Below are 25,997 nucleotides of genomic sequence, written 5' to 3' on the forward strand. Positions count from 1 at the left end.
ATTGCCAATGCGTCTCGCACACTCTATCGCTAGAACCATCCAAAGAGTTCTGTCCGGAACGATTGATCATGGGTGGCGTGATTAGTGCGTAGTCAGCAGACCCTCGCGTCGCCTCAACCGAACTTTAGGCAAACCGATGCCTTTCGGCCAGGGCGTGTCTTCGTCTCTCGCTTGGTCGTCAGTTGTGTACTGATATCCATGCCAACGGCGGTCCAAGCTCACATAATTCAGTCTGGATCCGGGGGGTTCGGCAGCGGATTCGAACATCCGCTGACCGGCCCCGATCATTTTCTGGCGATGTTCGCCGTCGGCCTGTGGGGTGCTCAGATCGGCGGACGATCAATATGGACGCTGCCGGTTGCCTTCCCGCTGATCATGGTTCTCGGCGGCATCGCCGGCATTGCGGGGATCCCTCTACCCGGCGTGGAGATCGGAATCGCGCTTTCGATCATCGCGCTAGGACTGGCCATTGCATGCGCCTGGCGGCCGGCGGAATGGATGGCCTTGCTGTTGATCGCAGTGTTTGCGATCTGTCATGGATATGCTCACGGTGCGGAGCTTCCGAACGCGGCCGATCCAGCCGACTACGCAATCGGGTTTGTCATCGCCACCGGCTTGATCCATCTTCTTGGCATTGGGGTCGGGCTTGTTCTAGGCAAGCCGTTCGGCGGGCGGCTATCGCAAGTGCTGGGCGGGCTGATCGCGGTTGGAGGCGTCTATTTCCTTGTCACTTGAGAACGATACTGAGCGAACAGCGCCCGGGGCTCTGCGCTGGTCCGGCCCCCTGCTGGCATTCTTCGGGATTGCCTCGATCTGCGCTCTCATATTGGAGACGCGATCCGAACGGACAGTGACGACATGGTGGATTCTCAACAGTGGCCTTTCCGCAGAACGGGTCATGCCGCTTGCCGGATTGGGTGTGGCGATCGCACTAGCGCGCGGACGCCACGTGGCTGTCGCACTGGCAACATTCCTCCTGGGCGTCGTGCTCGGAATTGCCTTTCGTGATCGGTATCTCGCGATCATGGCGGACGTCCCCGGGGTGACGACGCACCTTTTCCTGACCGGGCCAGTTTCGGCGCTTACGGCCGGCCTGCTGTTGATCCTGCCTGCCCGCGTCAGACGATGGATTCTTCCCGTTGGCGCCATGTTGATCGGCGCGATGCTCGGTGTCGCCACAACGCTGACCGACCCCACCTTGCATGATCCCGCAATTTCGATGATCGCCACTCTCATCGGCTTGTGGATCTTGGCTGCCATTGGTCTCAGCGGGCACGCCTTCTGGCACGGCTGGTTTCCGATTGCCGCGCGCATCCTTGGCAGCTGGCTGATTGCGATCGGCCTTCTTCTTGGAGGCGCGGCAATTGCCTCCAAGCCTCCGGTGCTTGCGCCACCGCCTCCGCCGGCATCGTTGACCGAAGGTGGAGCAAACCGCTTTGAAACACCGTTTCCGGGCATCAATCGGCAAGGCGACCGTTCACGGAACGCTGCAAGGCCATCCCTTCCGTGAACAAGCGCTGTGAGGTTGCCGGGGAATTTCGGTCCGACCGTCTTTGCAGGGTACTTCTGAGGCTCCGCCGCCAACGGTTTGGCGGGATGAGCCCGAATATCTCACCCTCTCCTATCCGTTCGCTTTTCATCAACGGGCCGATAATGGCCCGGCATTTCCAGTGCATGAGCCACATCCGTCTCGCGCACATTCTCGATGGGCCTCAAAATGCGAATGGACCTGGTCGGCATGTTTGCCACCATGATGCCGATGACCGTCTCGACATCCGGGCATCCCTGATCGCGGCAAATGATTTCATTGACCGAAATGGTCACATCTTCGGACCAACCGATATGGGCTCTCACCCAATCCTTGATTCTCGACGAAGAGGGAGGGACCGTTCTGCTGCGAGGTGCCAGCGGATTGAAGAAGGGTATCATGCACGGCATGCCAGAAAGCCGTCATTGATGATGTCCTTGCGCAGGTTACGGCCAATGAACACCAGACGGCTGACGCGCTCCTCGTCGTCCTTCCAAGGCCGCTGATGATCGCCCTCCAGCAGCATATGGACAGCTTGCACGACGAAGCGATCATTGTCTCCCTTGAATGCAAGGATGCCCTTCATGCGCAGAATGTCCATTCCGAAGTGCTGCGTGATCATCCCGATCCATGGCATGAACCTTTGAGGGTCGAGCGGTTCCTTCGTCACCAGCGAAAAACTCGTCACGTGTTCGTCGTGTTCGTGCTCGTGAAACGCGTCGAGAAAGTCCGGCTCGACCTCGAGAATCCGATCGAGGTCAAAGGCGTTCCGATCTAGAATCTTTTCGAGACCGACACTGCAGCGCTCCGTCCCATGGATCGCTGCGGTGGGGTTGATGCGGCGGATGCGCTCCTCCACCTGTTTCTGCTCTTCGGCTGAAACGAGATCGGTCTTGTTAAGGAGAACGATATCGGCGAAGGCGAGTTGTTCCTGCGCCTCATGCGCTTTGCCTAGCTCGCCTAGAAGGTGCTTGGCATCGACAACGGTGATGATGGCGTCCAGCTTGGTCTTTGTGCGCACATCCTCATCGACGAAAAACGTCTGCGCGACTGGCGCGGGATCGGCCAGGCCGGTGGTTTCCACGAGGATCGCGTCGAACCGGTCGCGTCTGCGCATCAGACCTTCGATGATGCGGATCAGATCGCCACGAACCGTGCAGCAGATACATCCGTTGTTCATCTCAAAGACCTCCTCATCAGCATCGACGATCAGATCGTTGTCTATGCCGACTTCGCCGAATTCATTGACGATGACGGCGTATTTCTTGCCATGCTTCTCGGTCAGGATGCGGTTGAGCAACGTGGTTTTCCCGGATCCAAGATAACCGGTAAGCACGGTTACCGGGGTGCGCTCGACAGGCATTGGCATCAATGTTTCCTTCCAAATGATGATCTGGATTCTCAGAGAATTAGGTATCTGCCGTTCAAAGGGTTGCGTTCGCTTCGACAAGGCAGTCAGCGCATAGCCCGCCAAGTTCGAGGCTCACGGCCTCGATCTTAAAACTCTGGCGTCCCGCCCCTTCGGCAAGCCGGCGATCGATGATGTCGTCGCAGAACTCGGCGACCCGGCCGCATCGTTCGCAAATCGCCAGAATTGCTGCCCCCTGACCATGGGCATGCGGGCCGGCGCACAACACGAATGCATTCAGGCTCTCGATTTTGTGGACGGTACCATCCTGGATGAGTTTCTTGACCGCCCGATAGACCTGCACTGGCGATCGGATGCCTTGCGGCCTGATTTCATCGAGGATGTCATACGCGCTGACCGGCTTGCGGGCATGGGAGATGACCTCCAACACCAGCTTTTGGTTCCTCGTTAGCTCGGGTATCTGCCCCACCGTCGCAGTTTGCCCATATGATCGACGAAGCATAGCGGGTCACACTCGTTATAAGATAACATTACGATTCTTTGTTAGCGAACGTAATAACATAACCTATCCACCCGTCAACCACAACGTTCCGGAATGCAACGGCCATATCCCGAACTTTGCCTCCATGCTGCGCACCACGTGCGCACTCTACCTGCGCAACAGGCAATCACTTGACAGCGAACCCGCGGAATTGGCGAACAAGGCAACCTTAGGCGGGTGTTACTCAAAATCCCGTGTAGCAGCCGCCTGCTACCGGCGACCCGAATTTTGGCGCTATGGGATTAGAAATGGCGAACTTCACCGAGGCGGTGTAGAGTTCAGCTCAAAAGAGGAGTAAGCCGTGCTAACGGCGACGCCCAAGCGAATCTGGGAGGATTCATGGTTGAGATCATCTCCAAGCGGGATGGACCGCGGCGCGAGGACGTGCAAGTCAAGAGACTGATCGAGCAAAACCGCTCGACCATCGTTCGCCTTGCCGACCAGATCAGCGGCGGCGGCTATTCGGCATCCAGGAAGCCGCGCCAGCAACCGAAGGCGGAAGGTTTGATCATCCATGTTGGCGGCAGTGCTGCGCCTGTGGCTGAAGCCAAACCGTCAATCCAGGTCACCATCAACGGCCGCGTGATCTCGAAGGATCAGAACACCGGCCGCCAACTTCATCACATCGGCGATATCCGCAACCGGAGCGGGGACCAGATCTTCGTGCTGGCGACGAAACAGAATGGCTTTTTCTCGCCGGTGGACGAAACCGTCGCCGAAGCACTTGCCGAGTTGGACGGATCCCGCCTTGCGCCCACCTATACCGAAGAACAGCTTGCCGCCGATATCGGCGCGAAACTCGGCATCGACTGATGAGGCAGACGCCCGGGCGTGCTTGTGCACGTCCAATCCGCGTCAGCTTGCGAAACGCGACAGCATACAGAAATAGCATACCCCAATAGGTTCTGTGATGGCTGAATGAAACGCGAGATAGGCCCCAATCAGATGAAGATCGATGCTCTTCCGGCGCGTGCGTCAATGGCCGCCGGGCAAATGGTTCTGGGCAACATCGACTATGACGAGCGGGCCACCATGCGCGCCTGGGAAGATTTTCTGGCCGACGCGCCCAAATGCGCCCGCGACGCAGTCCAACCAAGCCACGTCCGCTCCCTCATCCACGATTCCTGGTATCGCAGCGTCACCGGCGGCATCAACGCCCAGGGGATTGAAGCGCCGCTGAGCAGTGATCGCGACGAGATCGAATATCTGACCCGGTCCAATGCAGAACTGCTTGCGGCGGCGCGGCGGTCGTTCGACTCCCTTGGCCAGTTGTTGCAAGGGACAGGCGCGATGCTTGTGCTTGCCGACAGTGACGGCGTGCTGATCGACGCGATCGGCGACAAGAAGACCCTGCACGACGGCATGGATATCCATCTGGGGATCGGCGGCAAATGGAACGAGGACGCCGTCGGCACCAACGGCATCGGCACGGCGCTGTGGACCGGTGAGCCGACTTTCGTTCATGCGGCAGAGCATTTCTGCGCGGGCATCAAATCCTGGACCTGCGCCGGCGCGCCGATCCGCGACCCGCTCGACGGCAAGATTATCGGGGTCGTCGACCTGTCAGGCTATTCGCCGATCTTCCGGCCGCACAACACCGCGCTCGTCGCCGCCACCGCCCGGCAGATCGAAAAAGCGCTCGCCGAACAGCAGCAGGAGCAGCGCACGCGCCTGCTCGAAGCCTTCATTTCCTCGGCCCCTAGCTACCGCCGAAAGGACGGGTTGGTGATCGTCGACCACCGTGGCCGGGCGATCTTCTGCAACAATGTGCCCAACGGCGATACGACGGATATGATGGACGGCCCGATGGAGCCGGGCCGCGGTCGTTGGCTTATGAACCTGCCGGCGTCCGGCTCCGACGCCGATCTTGCCAAGGCGTTGCCGGCGCATCTGCGATCCTGCCACGTTACGCCGCTGAAGCTCGACGGCGACCTTCGCGGCGCAGCTCTGGTGTTCCCCTCCATGCCGGCCGTCTCCAGCGCGATGACAGTAAGCCGGGAGGTTAACAAGCACCTGCAGACAGCCGCGGAGATGATCGTCGGCGAAAGCGAGAAGCTGCTCGCCGCCGTCGATGTCGCCTCCCGCGTGGCGCGGTCGAACGGCGTCACGTCACTGCTCATAGAGGGTGAAACCGGGGTTGGAAAAGAGCTGTTCGCGCGGCTTGTCCATGCCGGCAGCCGGCGCACCGAAAACGATCCGTTCATCGCCATGAATTGTGGGGCGATAACCAAGGAATTGTTCGGCAGCGAATTGTTCGGCCATGTGGCCGGGGCCTTCACCGGAGCCTCGCGTGAGGGCAAGCCGGGCATCTTCGAAATGGCCAATGGCGGCGTGCTGAGTCTTGACGAAATCGGCGAGTTGCCGCTGGAGATTCAGCCATTCCTGTTGCGCGTCCTGGAAGAGCGTGTGGTCCACCGCATCGGCGACTCAAGGGGCCGGCCGGTGGACGTGCGACTGGTTGCCTCGACCAACCGCGACCTCAAGCAGGAAGTGGCGGCCGGGCGCTTCCGCAGTGACCTCTACTACCGGATCGGCGCCGTCTCGATTCAAGTCCCGGCCTTGCGCGAGCGCGGCGACGACATACTTTTGCTGATCGAGCATTTCAACCGCCGAATCGCGGCGCTGGCCGGCAATGAGCCGTTGGAGTTTTCAAACGACGCATTCGACGCGCTGCTCGCCTATCGCTGGCCGGGCAATGTGCGCGAACTGAAGAACCTGGTGGAGCGCCTGCACATACTGGCGCGCGGCAGCACGATCGAGCTCCAGGATCTTCCCGGTGAAATCAATGCGGCCTGCAACAACGCGGCCATCCACAGCGACCATCCCGCAGCCATGCTCGAGGCACCGGTATGCACATTCGAGGATGCCGAACGCCAGGCGATCAAGAACGCGCTGGCGGCAGAGAGCGGCAATCTCAGCAAGGTCGCCGTCAGGCTCGGTATCTCGCGGCCGACGCTTTATCGCAAGCTCGGCCAATACGGCATTCGGCGCGGCTTCCTCTAGGGTCAGGCCTGCCACCGGCAAAAAATCCCGCGGCATTCGCGCCGCGGGATGGGGAATGTTCGGCGACTGGTTGCCCTGGAAGCAGCGGTCGCCAGGCATGATCAGGTCTTTACGACAGCCCCAGTCACTTTCTCTGACACATAGCCGAGAACATTGCCGATGATCAGCGAGATCACCACGGCGGTTGCGACCTTGATTATGCCGCTGGCACCATCACCATAGGCGGCGGCACCGAGCAGAAAAAGCGCGGCGGTCGTTGCGTAACCATAGACCGCTGATGGAATGGCGCTGAGTAGCGGCAGCTTGGCGGCGAGAATCAGCACCACGATGGAAATACCGACGCAAATACCGGCCATGATCGCCGTAACCCCGATGGACGTCAGGGCTACCAATGCGGCGGCCGCGCAGATCGCCCCCCAGAGGTTTGCAACCGCCGAATTCCGGAACCCGGCTTCCTTGCCGCTACAGTGATAAAAGCTGCCCCAGCCGACAAATACCGCCCAGATCAGCAGATAGGGACTGCCGATCGTGATCGCCGCCCATGTTGCAATGCCACCCATAATGCCGATGACCACGGCCAGTCCTGTAATAAGATCCATGTTGTCCTCCCGTTTTTTCAAACCTCGAAGCAAAGACATTCGTTTCAGGATCGCGCTTCGCTGACGTCCCCGACACGCAAAACGCCATGGCAGCCGCCACGGGGTCCAAGAAGAAGAGCTGGCCGGGTCCGGCAAGGGATCAGGCCGGCTGCGCGGCCGTTTCGCCAGCACCGATCACACCAGCACGCAACGCGAGCCCCGCGGCTGTGGCGCCAAGGCACGGTGCCAGGATATAAAGCCAGAGCTGCGACACCGCCGCTCCGCCGACAAACAGAGCCGGACCGAGCGAGCGGGCCGGATTGACCGATGATCCGGACACTGCAATGCCGGCTAGATGGATCATGACCAGTGTCAGGCCGATCGCCAGACCAGCCAGAGGACCGGCGCCGCCTTCAGCGGTGGCGCGCAGGATCACCAGCAGAAACAGGAACGTGGCGATCGCCTCGAACAGGAAGGCGGAAGTTGCGGAATAGGCCGACCAGCCGTTCTGGGCAAAGCCATTTGCCGCCACGTCGTAGCCGCCGCCCTTGCCTTGCACGATCACGTAGAGCACCGCCGATGCAACGATCGCCCCCGCGCATTGCGCGACCACATAGCCGATGAGATCATTGGATTTCAGTCGGCCGGCGACGAAGAAACCAAGGCTTACCGCCGGATTGAGATGGGCGCCGGAAATGGGTCCAATCGAATAGGCCATCGCCACCACCGAAAGGCCGAATGCCATGGCCACGCCCAGCAAACCGACCTCGGAGCGCATGAACAGAACCGTCGCACAGCCGAAGAAGACCAGCGCGAAGGTTCCGATGAATTCACAGACATATTTGTTCATATGTTTCTCTCCCCCTGGATGATGGCGTGAACCGGACACCGCACGTGCTCGCGCGAAGTCCGGTTCAATGCTTCAAGGCACGATGACGCCACGGCCGGTGAACCGCCGGTTCTTGAAGTCGTCGAGCGCGGTGTTGATGCTGGCGAGGTTGTATTCGGTGTAGTGCATCTTCACCTTGCCGTCGGCGTTCAACTCCATCAGTTCGACAAGTTCGGTGAAGTTGCCGACCAGGCTGCCGCCGATGTTGATCTCCTCGATGACGAGGTGCGCGGTCGGCACGTTGATGTTGCCGCCATAACCGACGACGAACAGTTGTCCGCCCTTGCGCACCATCTTCCAGCAGATGTTCTCGACACCGAGTTCGCCAACGAAGTCGATCACCACATGGGCGCCGCCGCCGGTGATCTGGGCGATTTCCTCGACGACCTTAGGGCCGCCATCGAGCACGAAGTCGGCGCCAAGATCCTTGGCCAGCACACGCGCCGCAGGCTCGCGGTCGACAGCGATGATGCGGCAGCCCGAGATCGCGTGCAGCGACTGCAACGCGATATGGCCAAGCCCGCCAATGCCGAGCAGGACGCAGTAGCTGCCTGGCCGCAACAGCTTCGCCGCCCGCTTGGCGGCGCGGTAGGCGGTGATGCCGGCGTCGGCCAGCGGCGCCACTTCGATCGGAGTTATGTTGGCATTGAGCTTGATCAGCGAGCGCTCGCTGGTGATGAAATATTCGGCGAAGCCACCATTCATGCCAAGGCCGGGGAATTGGCCGTTGTCGCAATACATGTCCTCGCCATGGCGGCAGTTGAGGCAGATGCCGCATGAGCGGAAGGGATGGCAGATCACCGCGTCGCCGCGCTTGACCGACCGGACGCCGCTGCCGACCTCCTCGACCCAGCCGGCATTCTCGTGACCCATGATGTAGGGCAACAACGTGCCTTCGGGGTCCATGGTCGGCTTCCACACGCCCTCGATGATGTGAAGGTCGGTGCGGCAGAGGCCGGCGGCGCCGACCCGCACGATGACCTCGTCGGGGGAAGTGATCGTCGGCGCGGCGACCTCCTCGATCTTGAGCTGGACGTTCATCTTCGGGTCGTATTCGTAAAGTCTGGCAGCTTTCATCGTCGTATCCTTTCAACGTCGAGATTGTTCGATTGCTTCAGGCGCGGCCGAGCTTTTCGGAGCCGCCGCCGCGAGCCGGTCCGGCCGTGGGATCCTCGTCCTCGGCGAGATGGCCAATCAGCGTTTCGGTGGTCAGGATCAGCGTCGCCACCGAAGCTGCGTTGGCGAGTGCGGTATAGGTGACGCGGACCGGATCGATGATCCCTGCCTCGAACATGTTCTGGTAGCTGCCGGCAGACGCGTTGTAGCCGTAACCGCCATTGATGCGCGTGACTTCCGCTACGACCACTTCGGGATCGGCGCCGGCATTGGCGGCGATGCGCCAGAGCGGCCGCGACAGCACCGAACGAACCAGGCGCACGCCTTCGGCGACATCGCCGCTGACATCGGCCGCCACCTTGTCGAGCAGCGGCGCGATCTGGGCAAGCGCGGAGCCACCGCCGGCGACCACGCCCTCTTCGGATGCGGCGCGCACCGCATTCAGCGAGTCCTCGATAAGCTGGATGGTTCGCTTCTGCTCAACCGGCGTGACACCGCCAGCATAAAGGATCGCGGTGCCGCCGGAGAGCTTGGCAAGGCGTTCGCGCAGCTTGTCCTGGTCGATGTTCGGCGGCGAGGCTTCATACTGTCTCTGCACCTGGGCGCGACGCGACGCGATTGCGGCATGGTCGCCGCCGCCGCGAATGATCGAGGTGTAGGACGAACTGGTTTTCACCCGGTCGGCCGTTCCGAGATCCTCGGCAGTGACATCCTCCAGCCGGCCACCGAGATCGCGCGCGATCACCTTGCCGCCGGTGATGATCGCCAGATCCTCCATCATCGCCTTGCGCCAATGGCCGTATTCCGGCGGATGGACGACGAGGTATTTTCCAGGCCCCTGCTTGCCGAGCAGCGTCACCACAACTTCCGGCGACATTTCCTCGGACACGATCAGCAGCGGTCGACCATCCTCGTCGGCAATACGGCGAACCGCATCCAGCGCTTCGGGTTCCTTGATTTTCAGATCGGTCATCAGGATGTAGGGTCGTTCGAGAACCGCCTCCATCTTCTCCTGGTCGGTCACCATGTGGTGCGAGAGATAGCCGCGGTCGAAGGACATGCCCTCGACCACATCGAGTGTGGTCTCGGTGGTGACGCTGAAGTCGGTGGTGATGACACCGTCGGCTCCTACGCGCTGATGGGCTTCCGCCACCAGGGCGCCAAGCTTCGTGTCGGTCGCAGCAATATTGGCGACCGAAGCCAGGATGCCGTTGCCTTTGGCGGGCTTCGCCGAAGCCTTGAGGGCGGCCACCACGGCTGCCACGGCAAGATCAATGCCCTTGCACAGATCGACGGATTTGGCGCCGCGCTCGTTCGCCTCGATGCCGCCCTGGATGAGCGCGTTGGCGAGCACGATGGCGGTCGTGGTGCCGTCGCCGGCGACCTCGTTGGTCTGCATCGACACTTCGCGGACGACCTGCGCACCCATATTTTCGAAACGGTCGTGCAACTCGATCTCGGAGGCAATGCTGACGCCGTCGCGGGTCACCATCGGTGTGCCGATCGGCCGGTCGATCATGGCGTTCATGCCTTTGGGGCCGAGCGTCGGCTCGACGGCTGCGGCCAACCGGAAGACGCCGCGGGCAAGTGCACGACGCGCGTCGGAATTGTGAAGCATAATTTTGGGCATGATTCCTCCTTCCGCCTTACGGGCGGGTTGTTGGTTAGGGGCCTCGTGCAGGGAGGCCGTTGTGTCAGGTCTGCATCAGGCGGTCGGCGCGGCTCGTGCCGGCACGCGATCCATGATGAAATCGACAAGCGTCGGTTCGCCGTCGACCACATCCAGTTCCTTGTATCTGGTCTGCTTGAGGCCACGGCATAGCGCGCCATTGAACTCCATATTGACGCGTACACCGCGCAGTTCGGCGAGATGCGCACCGAGCGCGCCAGGCGGTATGTGTTGCCCTTCCCATGTCACGAAGACGGGATCATCCGCCCGGCGGTCAGGAAAGCGCTCAAGCAGAGCCGCCCTGTATCTCGGCTTCTGTTTGGTTGCTTCGCCCGGTTCGAACCGCGCGACGTCGTATGCCGGCAGTTCCATGCCGACAATTTCCCGATCCGTCAGGCCGTGCGCCTTGAGGCCGCGCAGGACTGCCTCCTGGCGCCGCTTGAATGCCTTCATCCTGAAGGTTTCGCGCAAAGCGTCGAGATCCTGATCCCCGGCAAGATCAGCAAAAATGACGCTGAATGTCTTGCCGGCTTCCATGCCGCGATTGACCTCTTCCGCGAACATGTGGTCGTGCAGCTTGACGCGATAGGCCGGCGACCAGGAGAGCTGGTCGAGCGCCTTGCGGACGCCGTCCAGCATAAGGAACGCGAAGTTGGGCGAGCACCAGTAGGTCGGCAGGCGGAAGTCTATCTCCACGCTGCCATCGCTCGCCATCGCAGCCCGCTCGACGAAGCCCATCTCGGTAATCGGTTCGTCGAGCTCGGGGTCGTTGACCTCACCAAGGCACCGCCAGAGTTCGTTCTCTCGGCTGCCGGAAACGCTGGCGGTTGCCATGGCCCTACTCCGCCGCGATGCTGAAGGGCGAGCCGGCTAGCGCCTTCTTCTTGGCTTCGACGTCGATGTTGTAGAGGCGCGCTGCGTTGAGGCCGAGGATCTTCTCCTTGATCTCGTCGGTCAGCTGCACACCACGTTCCGCGGCGATGTCCTCAGGGATTTGATAGGCCCAGAATTTCTCGACAAGCCAACGCGGCGTCCAAATCGCGTAGTCGGAACCGAACAGGATTTTCTCCGGCCCAATCCAGAACAGCAGTTCGGCAATCACCTCGCCGAAATAGCGCGGGCGGGAATGGATGAAGGGCAGCGCCACCGCCAGTCCGCCATAGACGTTGGTTTCCTGCGTTGCGATCCAGCAGAAATCGTCGAGGCGCGGCAGGCCGCAATGCTCGATGATCCAGTTGAGACCCTGGAAATCCGTCGCCGCATAGTCAACGTCATGGACGTCGAAGGCGTCCTTGCTGAGCGGGATGATGGTCGGACCCTTGTGGACGTGGATGTTCCTGATGCCGAGCTTGTCGCAGAGTTCGAAGCATTTGTAGGCATCGGGATCGGTGAGCTTCCAGCCTTTGGAGGCGCCGTTCCATTCGGCCGTGTACATTTTCACGCCCTTGACGTCGTAGGTCTCCTTGAGGAAGTGGATGTACTCGAGCGCCTTCTCACCGTCGCGCGGATCGAAGGCGCCATTGACGATGAAACGCTCCGGATAGCGCTTAGCCACCTCGGCGTTGCGCTCGATCGTGTTGAAGCCGTTCTTGTAGAAGTCCTTGAGATAGGTCGACTGGACGATCGCCACATCATCGGGACCGTCGATGAACAGGTCGCGATAGAGGTCGTCGGCACTGTATTTCTCGAACTTCGACTTCTCCCACAACTGGTCCTTGGGGCTCAGGCCGGTGTGATAGGCATAGAAGCACTCGATGAACTGCTTGCCGTGGATGTTCTTCTGGTTCTCGGGGCTGCCGTCCCAGAAATGGGTGTGGCCGTCGACCACGAAAATATCCTTGCCTTCCGGTGTTCTAAACATTCGTTCCTCCGCAAGATGGCGTTGATCGGTTCGGCGCGCCGCACGTCGGCGACGCGCCCGTTTTTTGGCGGCTATTCGATGTATTCGAACATCTCATCCATGTTGCCGAACAGGATCACGGTGTTGTCGTCGACACGGACCATGCGGCCGTAGTGGGTGGACGTGTTGACCTCGAAGGTCTCGGCTGAAATTTCGCGGCCGAGGTATTCACCGATGGCGTCCATCTTGAAGATCAGCTTGCCGTCACCGTCGATGCGGATCAGCGCCGGCTGGTAGGTGATCGTCACCCCCGGCTTCTGGCCCATGAATTCGGCGATGGCCCTGGCTTCGACGGAGTCGTTCATGGTGACGCCGCACTGGTGCGAAATCGTCTGTTCGAAGGTGATGTCCTTCATCTCCTTGAAGATGTTGGAGTGCGTGGCATCGCGTGCTGATAGTGACATGACAATTTCCCCTTTTTTCAGCGCTTGAGGCCGAGTTCGCCAAGGATCTGGCCAATCCGTTCGTCGGATTTGGCGCGAACGTCCGCGAACGCGACCGGCTTGGAATGCGGCATAGACCAGATCGGCTGCAGGCCGATGGCTGCCTTGTCGGCGAGCGCGCCGTGCTTCTTGACCCAGCCCTGGAAGAGCTTCTTGTTTGCCGCGCCGTGTTTCTCGTCGTTGGCGAGCAAGTGCATGAGGTCGATCGTGTTGGCGAGGTTGCGCTCATAGTCGGCTTCGGCTGCCGATATCACCGCCGGTGTGATGAAGTCGTGGTTGGCGGCGGCGATCTGCATCAGGAAGCCAGAGCGGAATACTTCGCCGACCAACGGTTCGAAGATGATGTTGATGGCGAAATACTGTTCGAGATAGTCTGTCGTGCCCATGATGGTTTCGACCGCTTCGCGCGTGCCTTGCCAGTTCTTGTCCTCGAGCCATGTCTTCTTGCCGAGTTCGTCGTCCCAGCCGGGAAGGTCCATGCCGATCTCGGCAAGGTAGAGCGTGATGTCCTGTGCAAGCCTGAGCTTGTAGGACGAGTTGGTCAGCGTCGCGTTGTTGATCATCTGGGTGTAGCCGTAACGCTGCGCCTGCATGAGTGAGGTGCCAAGTCCGAATTCGGCATGCTTCCAGGCGCCGAGCTGGGCCTGAAGGATCTTGACCCAGGCCTTGTCGAAGGTTTTTGGCGCGCCCGACTTGCGCGCATTGTTGATGACGCTCTGCACCATCGTCTCGATCTTCGACTGGCGCTGGTAGTGCGTGCGCTCCCATTCCTGATCGGGGGCGCGGAAGGCATGCCAGTTGGAGCTCTGCGCGGCGGTGTTCTGCTTGACGTAGGCGCCCTTGCCGTCGGCGAAGGAAATGATCCAGTCCTGGATCAGGTAACGCTCGGGATCTGGCTGCACGTCGACCGTCATGTCCTCATAGTGAGTGGCACGCTGGCCCTTCGGGTCGAAATACCGGTACTTCCGGCTGTCGGAGTCGGCAAAGATCGCCGCGCCGGCGGCTCCGGATCCGACTGAACTCGAGGTTGCAGGCATAGTTCTCTCTCCCTTGTTGCAGTTGTGGTTGGCTTTGCGTAGCCGCCCCTCAATGGGCCGGCGTTGCACCTGCCGATGTGGTGAACTTGTCGAAGAAGATCCGCTCCGTCTCGAACCCGTTCATGAACAGGACCGGCTGCAGCGCATCGATCATCGGCGGCGGGCCGCAAGCATGGACATCGCCCTGCCCGTCGACCGCCAGTTGCTTGAGTTTGGCGTCGACACTCAGGTGCACGAAGCCGCGTTCGCCTTGCCACTCGGCGTCATCGTTCGCGTGCGACAGCACCGGAATGAAGGTGACCTCCGAATGCCGGCCGACCAGCTCGGCGATCCTGTCGAGGTAAAACAGATCGTTGCGGGTGCGGGCGCCGTAGAAGAAATAGACCGGACGTTTCTCGCCGCTCTTCAGGTGGTCGTTGAGGATCGACCAGATCGGTGACATGCCCGATCCGGCCCCAACGAGGATTAGGGGTCCCTGCCGTTCGTCCCGGCGGAAACAGGTTCCGTAGGGTCCGACGACGGTGACCTCGGCTCCGGCCTTGATGCCTCCGGAATCGAGTTCTCCGGAGAACTTTCCCTCAGGGTATTTTTTGATGATGAAGGAGAGTTTTTCGGTTTGGTCCGGCGTATTTGCCATGGAGAACGAGCGCGTAATCGTCTCCCCTTTTTGCGTGGTAACCGTGATGTCGACATATTGCCCCGCCCAGAACTTTATCGGCGAGCCGAGTTCGATCTCGATGCCGCGAATGTCGTGGGTCAGATGCTCGATCAGAGCAATCCGGCCCTTGAACGTCTTTACGGCGATGGCTTTCGCCAGAATCTCCTCGTCGTAGTTGAGAAGCTCGACTTCCAGATCGGAGTAGGCGATGCAGCGGCACAAAAGGACGTGGCCGCTCTCCTTCTCCATGTCGTTCAGTGCGAAGGTCGAGTATTTCAGCATGTCGGCTTCGCCATCAAGCAACACGCTTTTGCAGGCCGAGCATTGCCCTTCCTTGCAACCGTGCGGCAGGGCGATGCCCTGGCGGAACGCGGCGTTGAGCACCGTCTCGCCATGCTCGACCTCGAAATCGACGCCGACCGGGCTGAGCCTGACCGTGTGGGTTTCCGACATGCGGGCCTCCAGTTGGGATGAGCCGGGGGCGGGACGAACCCGCCCCCCTTTGGCCTGATCAGTTGCAAGGATTGATGGTGAAGCCGGCCCGGTATTCCGCCAGGTGCTTCTCGCGGTCCGCTGGCGACATGCCACGCAGCGCGTTCAGCGGCGATCCGAGCTTGTTGCCGCGCACGTCGTCGAGGGTCCACATTTCCTTGTCGTCGAAGCGCATATGCGGCTGCGGAACCAGCGTCTTGCCGTCCGAACGGACGAAGTTCAGGTCCTTGATCGCATCGGCCAGGTCCCAGCCGTCATAGAGCGTCTCCCACTCGCGCTTGCCGCTGAAGCGGCCCATGGCAGGTGTCGGACGGCCCTGATACTCGTCGGCGAAGGCCACCGTTGCGGTCCACTTGTCGAGTTCGTGAGCGAAAGTGTGCAACTGGCCGTCGATCTCGCCGACCACCATGTCCTCGCGGATCAGGCAGGGAACGAGGCAGGACCAGCAGCGGTGCGGATAGACGTAGCCGACGTCGCTGTTGAACAGCAGCACCTTCTCGCCCTTGTGGCTGAGCTTGGCGTACCACTTCCAGAAATCGCCGAACTCGGCGTACCAGCCCGGATACTTGTGCTCGAACCACTCGAAGTCCTTGTCGGTCTGGGCTTCGATGCGCCAGAAGTTGACCGGCCAGCCGACCGCGAAGAACTGCCCGACCTTGTGGACGTAGTTCTTCTTGGTGATGCGTTCCCAGGCCGCCTGGACGTCGTCGTGATGGACCTTGATGCCGTATTTCTCGAGCGGCAGCATGTAGGTGCGGTAGTAGTCCTCATAGATCCAGCGGTGCCACATTTCCGCGTAAGACTCCTTGTTCTTGTCGCGGTTGGTGGTGCCGTATTCGATGAACGTGCCGATGGCGGCATCGACGATTGCGTGGTTCTGCCAGAAGGCGTAGCGCAGGTCGCGCTCGAGCAGCAGGTGGTTTTCCGGCTCCTTGAGCGCCGCCATCAGCAGCGAGTGGCCATTGCCGATATGCCGGCTCTCATCCGACTGCACCGACAGGAAAACCGTCGGCAGTGCGTAGTCGCCATTGCGGGCGGCTTCCGAAGGCATGGCGACGAACAGCGTGTTGGTGAAGGCGGTTTCGGCCACCACGGTCAGATACATGCAGGCGGCGGTCATGGTATCGCCGGTGATAAAGCCTTCGGCGAACTGGCGACCGATGGTGGTGGCGTAGCATTTCCCGAAGGCTTCCTCGGTGATGTCGAAGCCGGCCGGATCGATGTAGTTCTCCATGTACCATTTCTTCAGGTTCATCTGGATCGTCGAGTGACGGAACTCGTCGATCATCTGCATCGTGAAGCCGGTTCTGAGCTCCTCGCCGGGCGCGATGCGGGCGACCATCGCCATCGAGCGCGCGGCGGAGATTTCCGGGAAGGGAATGATGGCCAGGAAGAGTTTCATCCATTCGACCCAGCGCGGTTCCACATTGCGGAACATGTCGCCGCGTAGCGCCGCGTCCAGCGCGCCATAGACGCGGTTGTCCTTCTCTTCCTGCATTGGGAAATAGGACCGCAGGACCTGCTTCATCGGGTCGCGCGGCGTCTTGTTGATCTTGTAGTCGGTCGGAAACGTCATCGCTTCCTGGACGTAGGAAGGATTCCAGCCGAGGTCGGCGATCTTCTTGGTTGCTTCGCCCACGGAGATGCCGCGTTGCGAGGTGATCTTGTTGAGCGTCAGAGACGTCATCGTCATAAGCCTCCACCAGGTTTGAGCCGCGGGTCCCTTGACCCCGGCATGAAGCGGCGCTCGGCACCGCCAGTGAGAGTGCGAACGGCACGACAAAGGGTTGCGCATTCAGGCGCGACTCATGGTCCGGCCATTCAAGTGGATCGCGGCAAAGGTTTTCGAGGTGTCTGGCAGGGAGCCGCGAGACGCCAACCGCATTTTGCGAGGGCGTGCCGAAGCGGATGTACCCTGTCCCTGCTTCCTCCGGTCCTTCGTTCTTTTGGCACCGCGTCAAGCGCGATGGGCTTCTTATGCAAACAGGTAAAGCAATCGCCGTGCCAGTTCGAAAACTGGGGCCGTGAGCCACGCGCCGAGCGAAATATCAGCCTATTCCGCTCATAAATGCATAGGCAACTGTAACGATATTTTACACATGTATATTACGACCGTAACATTTATTAATGTTTGCACTGCAATATATTCGGTTAGCTTCCGCAATATAATCAAATTCTTTCGAGATCTATTTATTTTATGATCTTGCTCTACTATCTTGAGCAGGCATTTGGACGAGCGCAGTGTCAGAGAAGGATCATGCCGGACGACAAAGACAACCGGGGCCCAGCCCCGCCAATGTCCAACCAGGCCGACGGGGTGACCGGCGATCTGGTCAGGCTGATGCCGCGCGACCTGGTTTTCGTCATGCGTTTCATGGGAGAAAGCCAGTACCGGCTGCAAAGCCATTTCCAGGACTTCATCCGGGCCGAGCTTGCTGCCGGCGGCGTCACCACTGAAACCCATCCGATGATCCATCTGTTCATCGAGAGCCATGCGATCCTGCTGCGCGACTTCGTGTTTTCCGGTGTTTCGCTGACGCGCCAGTTCCGCGTCGACGAGATCGAGCGCCTCACCGGCGACACCACATCGATGATCCGCGTCGATATCTGGGATCAGCTCAAGAGCCACATCGAAACGGCCGAGAAGCAGTTCCAATCGCAGGCTGACACTCTGCCTAAGCTGCTTTCGGCTTTCGAAAGTCCGGCCGGGCCGGCAGCCGGAGAGGAGAAATGACGACGGGTTCAGTGAAGAGGCAAGCCGCCGCGCGCAAGGGGCTGCTTGAGCGCCGGATGGCTCTTGTTGGCAACGTCTCGGCGCTCACCGCCGAGACATTGCGGCTCAATCAGAAACTAGCGGGTCTCGAGATGGATGTGCTGCGCGTGGAACTGGAGATCGGCAGGAGCGGCGCCAGCGCGCAACTGGTGCAGGATTTGCATGAGGCGGAAGAGAGCGCCGAGGCGATCATGAACGCGCGCTCGGCATGCGAAGACCGCATCGCCGCTGCTGAAAGCGAGGTCGCGGATGTCGATCGCGAGCTCGCGGCGATAGTGAACGAGGACTGACAGGAGAGACACAGTGAACCAGCAGACGATGCAAAACCTGACCTTGTTCGACCTGCTGGCACGCAGTTGGCGGCGCCCGTCGGCGATCGCCGATCTGTGCTTCAGCGCCGATGGTTCGACCGTTGCTTTCACATCCGTGGACGGAACGCTCGCCCTGGCCGCGATCGCCGACCAGGAACCGCCGGAGTCGCGCATCAGGGTAAGCGGCGATCTCGGCCAGACGACGATCCGCCCGCGCGAGAAGCCGCCGGTGCCGTTGATCGCCTCGGCGGGGTTTGGCGATGGCAATGCCCCCCTCGCCGCCTATCTGGATTCCAGCTTTCTCGTCGGAACGGCGACCGGCAAGGCAGTGCATCTGACGGCTGACGGCGAAGTTGCGGAGACACAGATCAAGATCGAAGGGCCGATAGTCGCGATCGACCATAGTGCCCCGACAGCGATGACGGCGGTCAGCGACGGGCGCGATGTCTTCCTCTCCAGCAACCTCGGCGATGTGACGAAGCTGGAAAGCGGTGCGACATCGTCGACGGACGCACTGGCCTTCTCCCCCGGCGGACGCCGCCTCGCCTGTGGCTTGGGCAATGGGCTGTCGATCTGGGCAGTCGAAGGGCCTGCCAGCCTGATACGAGACTTTGCCTTTCCGGCGCGCCCGACATCGATCCTTTGGAGCGGCGATGGCACATGGTTGGCCAGTGGGCTCGAAACCGGCGGCTTTGCCCTGATCAACATCGCCGATGGTCTTAGCGGCGTCATCGCGGGATTCCCCTCGCCGGTCCGCACCGTGTGCTGGAGCCAGCCGGCGAACGCGCTGCTTGCCTCGGGTGCGTTCCGGATCGCCGGTTGGTCGATGACCGCGCCGCCGCTTGACGGCGAAAGCGCCGGAGCACTGGAGACCGGTCGCGCCGGTCTCGTTCTGGTCGAAACGTTGGCGGCGCATCCAGAGAACAAACTCGTCGCGGCGGGCTACGCCAACGGCCGGATCACCGTCGCCCAGATCGGCGGACGCGACGAGCTTCTCGTCCGGCCCTTGGGCAGTGGGGTAACCGCGCTTGCCTGGTCCGGCGACGGACGGCATCTGGCTGCGGGCATGGTCGACGGCACTGCGGCGATCATCACCTTTCCGGCGCAGATGTTCAAATAGCGGGGCAGTCCGCGCGAAACAGGAGGATAAAATGCAGATTGAAATCACCACAGAGGAAGAGAGCAAGGACGCCTTCTTCGAACAGCTCGCCAAATTGTCGGAAGAGATGGTCGCCAAGCACGGCAAGGATTTCAGCATGGGCGCGCTGGTGCTCGCCGCGCGCTGGATCGCCGAAAACCGGATTGGTCAACTGAAGACGAACTAGATCGACGAGACTGTTCCGTTCCTCGGTGGCGAGGTAGGTGCGCACGGTCGGTGTCCAGTCTGTGCCGTCATGTCGAGCGCGACCGCCGTTGCCAGCTGGTCCGCCGTTTGGTGGGCGCGCGGCCTGCGCTCCCAAGGTTGCTTCATTTAACGCGCAATCCCGCTTCGCGCTTTTTTGATGTCTAATGCATTCTTCGGGATTGTTCAGGCGGGGTGCTGGAGCTGACTGAGACCGCCATCGACGACGAGGCAAGCTGCATTCATGAACGGGCATTCGTCGGAAATCATGAAGATCGCGGCAAGAGCGATCTCGCGCGGCGAGGCGATGCGGCCACTCGGATGCAACGCCATCGTCTTGGCGCGGGCGGCAACGGGGTCGGGGAACGAGTTCCAGTAATCGACGACCTTCTGCGTCTCGACATAGCCGGGCGCAAGCGCGTTAACCCGCACGCCCTGGCCTGCGTATTCGAGCGCCAAGGCCTTGGTCAGGCCGAGCAGTGCGTGCTTGGCGACTGGATAGGGGAAGGTGTGCGGGATGATGGTGAAGCTATGCGTCGAGGCTATGTTGAGGATAGCCCCGCCGCCACTTGCTATCATGCCCGGCAAGACAGCCTTGCCGCAGTTCCATGCGCCCTTCACGTTGACGTCGAAATTGCGGTTCCACTCGGCCTCAGTCGCATCGAGCGGTGTCGAGAACACGTTCATCCCCGCATTGTTGATCAGAGCGTTGATTGGGCCGATCTCAACGGCTGCATGGCGAACGGCAGCCGCAATCGCCGCCCCATCGCTGATATCGGCTGCGATATGCCCGACACGCCCTTGCGGTCCGGCCAGGCCGGCGACAGTCTCGTCCAGCAACGCACCGTCCTGGTCGACGAGGAACAGCTTTGCCCCTTCGGCAAGGCAGGCCTCGGCAATAGCCAGCCCGATGCCTTGGGCGGCGCCTGTGAGGAAGATGCGTTTGCCGGAAAGGCGTTCAGCCATTGTCGTCACTCCAATCGAAGACGGTCATTGTGAATCCGGCGCTCAGCGTTTCGCCGGGCGCCAGCAACTTGAGCCCCATCGTGTCAGCATCGACATGCCTCAGTGCATTCGGCGTGTGGCTCATCGGCTCGAAACAGAAGTAGCTCTTGTCCTGGTCTGGCGCGTAGAGCATGTAGCGGTCGAGCGCACTGTCCGCCTTGATGTGCACCCCGAGCCGCCGCTCCGGCCAGACGATGCGCGCGACGCCATTCCAGCTTTCGCAGCAATTGTTCAGCCAGCTGTCTGGCAATGGGCGCGCCGTGGAGAAGTCGACATCTTCAGCAATGGCGCCCCTGGAGGCCGGAAGATGCCCATCGCCCTCCGTCCACCACGCCTGGGCCTGGGCAAGCAGGGTCGTCAAAGGCGTGCGCGGAAAGAAGGGATGAAAGCCGAGGCCGAACGGCAGGGTGACGCCGCCAGTGTTCGTGACGGACATCAGTAACTCCAGTCGGGCACCCAAGAGCCTGAACGACTGTCGCACATGATAGGCATACGGCGAGACCGCGCTCTGCTGTTTGTCGAAGGCCAGTTCAACGTGATCGGCCCGGCATTCCTCCACTGCCCAGGCGCCAAGCCAGCCATCGCCATGAATATACAGCGGATCATCGGCATTGCGCGCGAACGCAACCGTTCGACCGCCGAAGGAGAACGCATTGTTCTCGACGCGATTGCCGAGCGGCACCAGCGGAAAGCACGCGCCATCGGCCACATCGAACTTGGCGTTGCCCTTGTAGGGGCGAAGGAACGGCATGCCTTCTACCGTACGACCCTCAACGATCGCACCCCCAAGTGGGCTGATCCAGACGTTCAGCCGATCGCTCTCTATGAGAATCCGGGACGACACGCCCGCTCAGCGCCGCCCCAGTGCCGACGAACGCAGATTGTCGAGCAGCACGGCCAGCAGCAGGATCACGCCACGCACGATGTATTGGTAGAAGGCCGGAATGTTGAGCAGGTTCATGGCGTTTTCCGCGATGCCCATGATCAGCACGCCGACGATGACGCCCGACATGGTGGCGCGTCCGCCGGCAAGCGAGACGCCGCCGAGCACGCAGGCCGAGATGACCGAAAGCTCGAGCCCGACCGCCGCGTTGGGCTGACCCGAGGTGATGCGCGATGCGAGCAGGATGCCGGCGACGCCGCAGACGACACCTTGCAGCGCGAAGATCCAGATGCGTGTCCTGTCGACATTGACGCCGGCCAGACGTGACGCCTCGGGGTTGCCGCCGATGGCGAGCGTGTTCTTGCCGAAGACCGTGCGGTTCAGCACGAAGCCGAATATGCCGAAGAGGACGGCCAATACCCAGATCGGCGTCGGAATGCCCAAAAATTTAGACAGCGAGAGCTGGTAGAAATCCGGGCTGTTGATGCCGACAGCGCGGCCATCGGACGCGATCAGCGCAAGGCCGCGCACGATCTGCATGGTCGCCAACGTCGTGATCAGCGCGTTGATGCGAAATTTGGCGATGACGACGCCGTTGACGAAACCGACGAAGGCGCCGCAGGCAATTGCCGCCAGAAGGCCGAGCAGGATCGAACCTGACGCGTTCGACGCCATCACCGCGACCATGCCGGCAAAGGCGACGATCGAACCGACCGACAGGTCAAAGTCGCGCGCCGCGAGGCAGAACATCATGGTGCAGGCGACGATGCCGACAGTGACCACCGACTGCAGCAGGCCGAGCATGTTGCGATCGGTGAGGAAGTTGGGCACCAGAGCCGACACCAGCGCGAAGGCAACGACGAAGATGACGACGAGCCCCTGTTCGCCGAGCAGGATCTTCTTCAAGGGTTGGGTCATGCCAGAGTCCTCAGGATGCGATCGCGTCGGGAGTTTTCTTGTCGGGAAGAGCGGCGGCCAGGATCGCCCTTTCGGCGAACTGGTCGCGGGTGAGTTCGGCACTGATACGCCCGCCGCACATCACCAGGACGCGGTCGCAGATGCCCATCACCTCCGGCAGTTCGGACGAGACGACGACGATCGCCATGCCGTCCTCGGCAAGCTGGTAGAGCAGTTCGTAGATTTCCGATTTCGCGCCGACATCGACGCCGCGCGTCGGCTCGTCGACGATGAGAACCCGTACGCCCTGCTCCGACAGCCAGCGGCCAAGGATGACCTTCTGCTGGTTGCCGCCGGAGAGGTTGATAATGTCCTGCCTGCGCGAGGGCGTGCGCACCTTGAGCTTCTTGATGAAGGTTTCGGCGGTCGCGATTTCGCTGGCGCGGTTCAAGATGCCGAAGTGCGTGTGATGGCGCCGTGACGAGATGTTGATGTTCTCCTCGATCGAGCGGCCCTGGATGATGCCGTCATGCTTGCGGTCTTCCGAACACAGCACGATGCCGGCGCGGATCGCGCCATGCGGGTCGGCGGCGTGGACCGCCTTGCCGTCGACGGTGATGGCGCCGCCCGAGCGCGGATCGGCGCCGAAGACCAGCCGCATCAGTTCCGAGCGGCCGGCACCGATCAGGCCGAAGAAGCCGACGATCTCGCCGGCGCGGGCCTCGAAACTGGCCGGCGTCCTGAGCTTTGCCCCGGACAGAGCGTCGACTTTCAGCCTGATATCGCCGGCCTTGCGCGGACGAAAACCCCAGATGTCAGAGATTTCACGGCCGACCATTTCGGCGACGACTTGGTCGCGGGTGACGTCCTTGACCGAAGCATGGTGCGCCGCGAGCTTGCCGTCGCGCAGCACGGTCAGGCTGTCGCAGAGCCGGAACACCTCGTCGAGCCTATGCGACACATAGATGATGACCTTGCCCTCGCCGCGCAGGCGATCGATCAGGGCAAACAGGATTTCGCTCTCGCGTGACGACAAGGAAGAGGTCGGCTCGTCCAGCGCGATGACGCGCGCATTGAGCATGATCGCCTTGGCGATCTCGACCATCTGGCGCTCGCCGATGGACAGCGTCTTGACCTTGCGGCGCATGTCGATGTCGATGCCGGCCGATTTCAGCTTGGCGCCGACGTCTTCCAACATCTTGGTGCGCGCGATGATGCCGGCGCTGGCGGGAAAGCGGCCGAGGCTGAGATTTTCGGCAACAGTGAGCTCGGGAACGAGCTGCAATTCCTGGTGAATGACGATGACGCCATTGTCGAAGGCATCCCGGGTCGAGGCATAGGCCTGTACCTTGCCGTCGATGCGGATTTCGCCCGCGTCGGCATGCTGGTCACCGGAAAGGATCTTGATCAGGGTGGATTTGCCGGCGCCGTTCTCGCCCATCAGGCCGTGCACGGCGCCCTTGTCAACGCTGAACGAGACGTCCGACAACGCCTTGACGCCCGGATAGGTCTTGGTGATGTGCGAGAAATCGAGAAAGGACACGGACAGCGATCCTTCTTGCCATTGAGAAACAGGCGGCGGGATGAGCCGCCGCCTGTTTGTACAGGGAGGACTATTCGATGCCGAGGCCCTGGCGGACCTTCTGATAGTCGTCACGCTTGGCCAGCGCACCGGAGGTCAGGATCAGCTTCTCCGGTTCCTTGTTGTTGGCAACCCAGTCATACATGTTGAGCGCCGTCTCGTAGCCATGGCGCTTCGGCGAGATGATCACGGTGCCGACAAAGCCGGTGGCAGCCGGCTTCTTGAACTCGTTGATCGCCGAATCCGCGCCGCCAATGCCGACGCCGATCATGCCGTCCGCCGGAATGCCGACGCTTTCGGCGGCACGCACCGCACCCAGTACGGCTTCGTCATTGAGGCCGAAGGAAACCCATTTCTTGATGTCAGCATGGGCGTTGAGCACGACTGTCGCGGCATTGAGTGCGGCTTCCGTGTCGGTCTTGGCCTGCGGCGCGTCGAAGATGTTCTCGGTCTTGAAGCCATTCGCCTTCAGCACCGAGATGGCGCCTTCGACACGGTCGACGGCCGTGGGCAGCTGGTCATAGGAGACGCGAATGGCGCCGACCTCGTCGGCCTTCCAGCCGCGTGCCTTCATCTCGTCGACGATGGCCTTGCCGACGGCCTCGCCGATCTTGGTTGCCGAGATGCCCATATGCGGCACGTCTTCCAGCGCCTTGCCGTCGGCACCAACCAGACGGTCGTCGACGGTCATCAGCTTGAGATTGTTGGCGATGGCCTTGGCGACGATGCCAGGCCCGAGCTTCACGTCCGGCGTGCAGACAATGAAGCCCTGGGCGCCCTGAGCGCCGAGATTGTCGATCGCCGACATCAGCTTCTCACCGTCCTCGGCGCCGATTTTGACAAGGGTGAACCCCTTTTCCTTGGCGGCCTGGTCGGCGAACTTCCATTCGTCCTGGAACCATGGCTCCTCGGGCTGTTTGACGATGAAACCGATCTTGGTGTCCTGAGCATATGCAGCGATGGTCGTGACGGACAGCATGGCAAGCGCGCCCGCGACGAGCGCGGTCTTCAAAAGTCGCATGATTACCTCCCAGCGATAGGCCGGGCGCTCAGCCCGGATATCGGATTCTCTAGTCGCTTTTATCATACTCGTCAATTGATCTGGTATGACAATTAATATACATGCTATGATCAACGATCGCTGGCGCAAGTCGTTTGCATCCGCTAATGCCGGCCGGTTGTGCGAACATGGCAGGTTCGCCGCCTTGGAGGAGGGCTGAGGTGACCGAGATTTCAAACAAGGCCCCGGGGAACGCCACCGCTCGCCGCCCGCGCGTCATGCCGGATGTGACGAAGGCGATCGCCTCGGACATCTTTTCCGGACGCTATCCGGCCGGATCCTCATTGCCGACCGAAAACGAACTTGGCGTCGAATATGGCGTCAGCCGCACTGTCATCCGCGAGGCCCTGAAGGTGCTTGCCGCCAAGGGGCTGGTGCTGTCACGGCCGCGCGTCGGCACCGTCGTCTGCGACGAGGACGACTGGAACATCATCGATCCGCAGGTGCTGGCCTGGCATGCGCCGCATGCGCTGGACGACAAGCTCTTCGACGCCATCCTGGAGACGCGCAGGGCCATCGAACCTCTGGTCGCCGAGCTGGCCGCGACGCGCGCGACATTGCAGGAGATCGCCGATCTCGAGGCGGCGTGGCAAGGTATGGCAAGCGCAGGCGAGGATCTCGCAGCGTTCTCGCGCTCCGATATTGTCTTCCATCAGATCGTCTATGCCGCCAGCCACAACCCGATCTTTCGCCAGATTGGCAATCTGATCGACACAGGGCTGAAATTCTCACTGGAGGCAACGGCGACGATTTCGCTCGAGCGGCGCACCGAAGCGGTGTCGGCGCATCAAGAGGTGGTAGAAGCGCTGCGCATGCGCGACGCCAAGGCGGCGCGGGATGCAGCCAACCGGATCCTCGACCTTGCGGCGCGCGATCTCGCCAGCGCCAAGAAACTCAAGAGCAACTGAGACAAGTCCCGCC

At 61.2% G+C, this 25,997-nt stretch carries 27 protein-coding genes and 1 pseudogene; 10 read left to right on the forward strand and 18 right to left on the reverse strand.

The annotated features are described in order from the left end of the window. Nucleotides 1–198: 198 nt before the first annotated feature. Both FJW08_RS01230 and FJW08_RS01235 read left to right on the forward strand, forming a co-directional pair. The gene (locus tag FJW08_RS01230) at nucleotides 199–735 is read left to right on the forward strand and encodes a HupE/UreJ family protein (RefSeq protein ID WP_140757061.1); all 537 of its coding nucleotides are present in this window, start codon (nucleotides 199–201) and stop codon (nucleotides 733–735) included. Further along, entirely contained in the window at nucleotides 725–1,510 is a 786-nt protein-coding gene (locus FJW08_RS01235; protein ID WP_140808250.1) for a hypothetical protein, read from the forward strand. Before FJW08_RS01230 ends, FJW08_RS01235 begins: the two co-directional genes overlap by 11 nt. 101 nt (nucleotides 1,511–1,611) lie before the next feature. On the opposite strand, the gene FJW08_RS01240 is transcribed toward FJW08_RS01235, so the two are convergent. The 3 genes from FJW08_RS01240 to FJW08_RS01250 form a co-directional block, all read right to left on the reverse strand. Then, nucleotides 1,612–1,854 (reverse strand): hypothetical protein, encoded by a 243-nt coding sequence (locus FJW08_RS01240; protein WP_140756873.1) that lies wholly within the window; start codon nucleotides 1,852–1,854, stop codon nucleotides 1,612–1,614. A gap of 71 nt (nucleotides 1,855–1,925) precedes the next feature. Beyond that, nucleotides 1,926–2,897 carry a GTP-binding protein gene (locus FJW08_RS01245; protein WP_140757059.1) on the reverse strand — a complete coding sequence of 324 codons (972 nt, stop codon included), beginning with the start codon at nucleotides 2,895–2,897 and terminating at the stop codon, nucleotides 1,926–1,928. A gap of 55 nt (nucleotides 2,898–2,952) precedes the next feature. Further along, nucleotides 2,953–3,327, reverse strand: a complete 375-nt coding sequence (locus FJW08_RS01250) for a Fur family transcriptional regulator (RefSeq protein ID WP_246682137.1) — start codon at nucleotides 3,325–3,327, stop codon at nucleotides 2,953–2,955. A 28-nt stretch (nucleotides 3,328–3,355) separates the two neighbouring features. Here FJW08_RS01250 and FJW08_RS32810 point away from each other — a divergent pair. From FJW08_RS32810 to FJW08_RS01265, 3 genes and pseudogenes are all read left to right on the forward strand, one after another. Further along, nucleotides 3,356–3,556 (forward strand): annotated as a pseudogene (locus tag FJW08_RS32810) (hypothetical protein); the annotation flags it as partial. A gap of 221 nt (nucleotides 3,557–3,777) precedes the next feature. Next, a complete protein-coding gene (locus FJW08_RS01260) occupies nucleotides 3,778–4,251 on the forward strand; it encodes a hypothetical protein (RefSeq protein WP_140808254.1) in 474 nt (157 codons plus the stop codon). A gap of 105 nt (nucleotides 4,252–4,356) precedes the next feature. Next, the gene (locus FJW08_RS01265) at nucleotides 4,357–6,441 is read left to right on the forward strand and encodes a sigma-54-dependent Fis family transcriptional regulator (RefSeq protein WP_140808256.1); all 2,085 of its coding nucleotides are present in this window, start codon (nucleotides 4,357–4,359) and stop codon (nucleotides 6,439–6,441) included. 101 nt (nucleotides 6,442–6,542) lie between these two features. On the opposite strand, the gene FJW08_RS01270 is transcribed toward FJW08_RS01265, so the two are convergent. From FJW08_RS01270 to FJW08_RS01315, 10 genes are all read right to left on the reverse strand, one after another. Next, entirely contained in the window at nucleotides 6,543–7,040 is a 498-nt protein-coding gene (locus FJW08_RS01270) for a DUF1097 domain-containing protein (RefSeq protein WP_181178378.1), read from the reverse strand. Between the two features lie 139 nt (nucleotides 7,041–7,179). Next, nucleotides 7,180–7,869 (reverse strand): aquaporin, encoded by a 690-nt coding sequence (locus FJW08_RS01275; RefSeq protein ID WP_140808258.1) that lies wholly within the window; start codon nucleotides 7,867–7,869, stop codon nucleotides 7,180–7,182. A gap of 72 nt (nucleotides 7,870–7,941) precedes the next feature. Then, on the reverse strand, nucleotides 7,942–8,985 hold the full coding sequence (locus tag FJW08_RS01280) for an NAD(P)-dependent alcohol dehydrogenase (RefSeq protein ID WP_140808260.1): 1,044 nt from the start codon (nucleotides 8,983–8,985) through the stop codon (nucleotides 7,942–7,944). 37 nt (nucleotides 8,986–9,022) lie between these two features. Beyond that, nucleotides 9,023–10,654, reverse strand: coding sequence for a molecular chaperone GroEL (locus tag FJW08_RS01285; RefSeq protein WP_140808262.1), 1,632 nt, complete (start codon nucleotides 10,652–10,654; stop codon nucleotides 9,023–9,025). 75 nt (nucleotides 10,655–10,729) lie between these two features. Continuing rightward, complete coding sequence (locus tag FJW08_RS01290) at nucleotides 10,730–11,527, reverse strand: iron-sulfur cluster assembly protein (RefSeq protein WP_140808264.1); 798 nt, start codon at nucleotides 11,525–11,527, stop codon at nucleotides 10,730–10,732. A 4-nt stretch (nucleotides 11,528–11,531) separates the two neighbouring features. Further along, on the reverse strand, nucleotides 11,532–12,554 hold the full coding sequence (locus FJW08_RS01295; RefSeq protein ID WP_140808266.1) for an amidohydrolase family protein: 1,023 nt from the start codon (nucleotides 12,552–12,554) through the stop codon (nucleotides 11,532–11,534). 71 nt (nucleotides 12,555–12,625) lie between these two features. Then, nucleotides 12,626–12,997 carry an MmoB/DmpM family protein gene (locus FJW08_RS01300; RefSeq protein WP_140808268.1) on the reverse strand — a complete coding sequence of 124 codons (372 nt, stop codon included), beginning with the start codon at nucleotides 12,995–12,997 and terminating at the stop codon, nucleotides 12,626–12,628. A 17-nt stretch (nucleotides 12,998–13,014) separates the two neighbouring features. Next, nucleotides 13,015–14,073: an aromatic/alkene monooxygenase hydroxylase subunit beta gene (locus FJW08_RS01305; protein ID WP_140808270.1), complete on the reverse strand. Its 1,059-nt coding sequence runs from the start codon at nucleotides 14,071–14,073 to the stop codon at nucleotides 13,015–13,017. 49 nt (nucleotides 14,074–14,122) lie between these two features. Continuing rightward, nucleotides 14,123–15,184 (reverse strand): 2Fe-2S iron-sulfur cluster binding domain-containing protein, encoded by a 1,062-nt coding sequence (locus FJW08_RS01310; protein ID WP_140808272.1) that lies wholly within the window; start codon nucleotides 15,182–15,184, stop codon nucleotides 14,123–14,125. Nucleotides 15,185–15,242: 58 nt separating this feature from the next. Then, nucleotides 15,243–16,910 carry an aromatic/alkene/methane monooxygenase hydroxylase/oxygenase subunit alpha gene (locus tag FJW08_RS01315; protein WP_140756847.1) on the reverse strand — a complete coding sequence of 556 codons (1,668 nt, stop codon included), beginning with the start codon at nucleotides 16,908–16,910 and terminating at the stop codon, nucleotides 15,243–15,245. A gap of 570 nt (nucleotides 16,911–17,480) precedes the next feature. Between FJW08_RS01315 and FJW08_RS01320 the strand changes: the two genes are divergently transcribed. From FJW08_RS01320 to FJW08_RS32275, 4 genes are read left to right on the forward strand one after another with little or no spacing between them, the layout of a single operon-like run. After that, nucleotides 17,481–17,957 (forward strand): hypothetical protein, encoded by a 477-nt coding sequence (locus tag FJW08_RS01320; protein WP_140808274.1) that lies wholly within the window; start codon nucleotides 17,481–17,483, stop codon nucleotides 17,955–17,957. After that, nucleotides 17,954–18,286 (forward strand): hypothetical protein, encoded by a 333-nt coding sequence (locus FJW08_RS01325; RefSeq protein WP_140756843.1) that lies wholly within the window; start codon nucleotides 17,954–17,956, stop codon nucleotides 18,284–18,286. The genes FJW08_RS01320 and FJW08_RS01325 overlap by 4 nt, the downstream gene beginning before the upstream one ends. Before the next feature lie 13 nt (nucleotides 18,287–18,299). Then, the gene (locus tag FJW08_RS01330) at nucleotides 18,300–19,427 is read left to right on the forward strand and encodes a WD40 repeat domain-containing protein (RefSeq protein ID WP_140808276.1); all 1,128 of its coding nucleotides are present in this window, start codon (nucleotides 18,300–18,302) and stop codon (nucleotides 19,425–19,427) included. 31 nt (nucleotides 19,428–19,458) lie between these two features. Then, nucleotides 19,459–19,632 (forward strand): hypothetical protein, encoded by a 174-nt coding sequence (locus tag FJW08_RS32275; RefSeq protein WP_181182804.1) that lies wholly within the window; start codon nucleotides 19,459–19,461, stop codon nucleotides 19,630–19,632. Nucleotides 19,633–19,835: 203 nt separating this feature from the next. On the opposite strand, the gene FJW08_RS01335 is transcribed toward FJW08_RS32275, so the two are convergent. From FJW08_RS01335 to FJW08_RS01355, 5 genes are all read right to left on the reverse strand, one after another. After that, on the reverse strand, nucleotides 19,836–20,615 hold the full coding sequence (locus FJW08_RS01335) for an SDR family oxidoreductase (protein WP_140756839.1): 780 nt from the start codon (nucleotides 20,613–20,615) through the stop codon (nucleotides 19,836–19,838). After that, nucleotides 20,608–21,498, reverse strand: coding sequence for an aldose 1-epimerase (locus FJW08_RS01340; protein ID WP_140808278.1), 891 nt, complete (start codon nucleotides 21,496–21,498; stop codon nucleotides 20,608–20,610). Before FJW08_RS01340 ends, FJW08_RS01335 begins: the two co-directional genes overlap by 8 nt. Nucleotides 21,499–21,504: 6 nt before the next feature. Then, nucleotides 21,505–22,455: an L-arabinose ABC transporter permease AraH gene (gene araH, locus FJW08_RS01345; protein WP_140756835.1), complete on the reverse strand. Its 951-nt coding sequence runs from the start codon at nucleotides 22,453–22,455 to the stop codon at nucleotides 21,505–21,507. A 10-nt stretch (nucleotides 22,456–22,465) separates the two neighbouring features. Next, the gene (gene araG, locus FJW08_RS01350) at nucleotides 22,466–23,977 is read right to left on the reverse strand and encodes an L-arabinose ABC transporter ATP-binding protein AraG (protein WP_140808280.1); all 1,512 of its coding nucleotides are present in this window, start codon (nucleotides 23,975–23,977) and stop codon (nucleotides 22,466–22,468) included. Nucleotides 23,978–24,047: 70 nt separating this feature from the next. Beyond that, nucleotides 24,048–25,037, reverse strand: coding sequence for an arabinose ABC transporter substrate-binding protein (locus tag FJW08_RS01355; RefSeq protein ID WP_140808282.1), 990 nt, complete (start codon nucleotides 25,035–25,037; stop codon nucleotides 24,048–24,050). Nucleotides 25,038–25,294: 257 nt separating this feature from the next. On the opposite strand from FJW08_RS01355, the gene FJW08_RS01360 reads away from it, so the two are divergent. Next, a complete protein-coding gene (locus tag FJW08_RS01360) occupies nucleotides 25,295–25,984 on the forward strand; it encodes a FadR/GntR family transcriptional regulator (protein WP_140808403.1) in 690 nt (229 codons plus the stop codon). Nucleotides 25,985–25,997: the final 13 nt, after the last annotated feature.

This window comes from Mesorhizobium sp. B3-2-1, assembly GCF_006439515.1.
Lineage (GTDB): Bacteria > Pseudomonadota > Alphaproteobacteria > Rhizobiales > Rhizobiaceae > Mesorhizobium.

What these genes read in the sequence shown, in the direction of transcription:
- FJW08_RS01280 (WP_140808260.1), bottom strand. Translation starts at nt 8,985, where the DNA reads ATGAAAGCTGCCAGACTTTACGAATACGACCCGAAGATGAACGTCCAG.
- FJW08_RS01320 (WP_140808274.1), top strand. Translation starts at nt 17,481, where the DNA reads ATGCCGGACGACAAAGACAACCGGGGCCCAGCCCCGCCAATGTCCAAC.
- FJW08_RS01310 (WP_140808272.1), bottom strand. Translation starts at nt 15,184, where the DNA reads ATGTCGGAAACCCACACGGTCAGGCTCAGCCCGGTCGGCGTCGATTTC.
- FJW08_RS01245 (WP_140757059.1), bottom strand. Translation starts at nt 2,897, where the DNA reads ATGCCAATGCCTGTCGAGCGCACCCCGGTAACCGTGCTTACCGGTTAT.
- FJW08_RS01335 (WP_140756839.1), bottom strand. Translation starts at nt 20,615, where the DNA reads ATGGCTGAACGCCTTTCCGGCAAACGCATCTTCCTCACAGGCGCCGCC.
- FJW08_RS01275 (WP_140808258.1), bottom strand. Translation starts at nt 7,869, where the DNA reads ATGAACAAATATGTCTGTGAATTCATCGGAACCTTCGCGCTGGTCTTC.
- FJW08_RS01325 (WP_140756843.1), top strand. Translation starts at nt 17,954, where the DNA reads ATGACGACGGGTTCAGTGAAGAGGCAAGCCGCCGCGCGCAAGGGGCTG.
- FJW08_RS01265 (WP_140808256.1), top strand. Translation starts at nt 4,357, where the DNA reads ATGAAACGCGAGATAGGCCCCAATCAGATGAAGATCGATGCTCTTCCG.
- FJW08_RS01230 (WP_140757061.1), top strand. Translation starts at nt 199, where the DNA reads ATGCCAACGGCGGTCCAAGCTCACATAATTCAGTCTGGATCCGGGGGG.
- FJW08_RS01315 (WP_140756847.1), bottom strand. Translation starts at nt 16,910, where the DNA reads ATGACGTCTCTGACGCTCAACAAGATCACCTCGCAACGCGGCATCTCC.
- FJW08_RS01260 (WP_140808254.1), top strand. Translation starts at nt 3,778, where the DNA reads ATGGTTGAGATCATCTCCAAGCGGGATGGACCGCGGCGCGAGGACGTG.
- FJW08_RS32275 (WP_181182804.1), top strand. Translation starts at nt 19,459, where the DNA reads ATGCAGATTGAAATCACCACAGAGGAAGAGAGCAAGGACGCCTTCTTC.
- FJW08_RS01355 (WP_140808282.1), bottom strand. Translation starts at nt 25,037, where the DNA reads ATGCGACTTTTGAAGACCGCGCTCGTCGCGGGCGCGCTTGCCATGCTG.
- araH (WP_140756835.1), bottom strand. Translation starts at nt 22,455, where the DNA reads ATGACCCAACCCTTGAAGAAGATCCTGCTCGGCGAACAGGGGCTCGTC.
- FJW08_RS01290 (WP_140808264.1), bottom strand. Translation starts at nt 11,527, where the DNA reads ATGGCAACCGCCAGCGTTTCCGGCAGCCGAGAGAACGAACTCTGGCGG.
- FJW08_RS01285 (WP_140808262.1), bottom strand. Translation starts at nt 10,654, where the DNA reads ATGCCCAAAATTATGCTTCACAATTCCGACGCGCGTCGTGCACTTGCC.
- FJW08_RS01300 (WP_140808268.1), bottom strand. Translation starts at nt 12,997, where the DNA reads ATGTCACTATCAGCACGCGATGCCACGCACTCCAACATCTTCAAGGAG.
- FJW08_RS01270 (WP_181178378.1), bottom strand. Translation starts at nt 7,040, where the DNA reads ATGGATCTTATTACAGGACTGGCCGTGGTCATCGGCATTATGGGTGGC.
- FJW08_RS01295 (WP_140808266.1), bottom strand. Translation starts at nt 12,554, where the DNA reads ATGTTTAGAACACCGGAAGGCAAGGATATTTTCGTGGTCGACGGCCAC.
- FJW08_RS01305 (WP_140808270.1), bottom strand. Translation starts at nt 14,073, where the DNA reads ATGCCTGCAACCTCGAGTTCAGTCGGATCCGGAGCCGCCGGCGCGGCG.
- FJW08_RS01360 (WP_140808403.1), top strand. Translation starts at nt 25,295, where the DNA reads ATGCCGGATGTGACGAAGGCGATCGCCTCGGACATCTTTTCCGGACGC.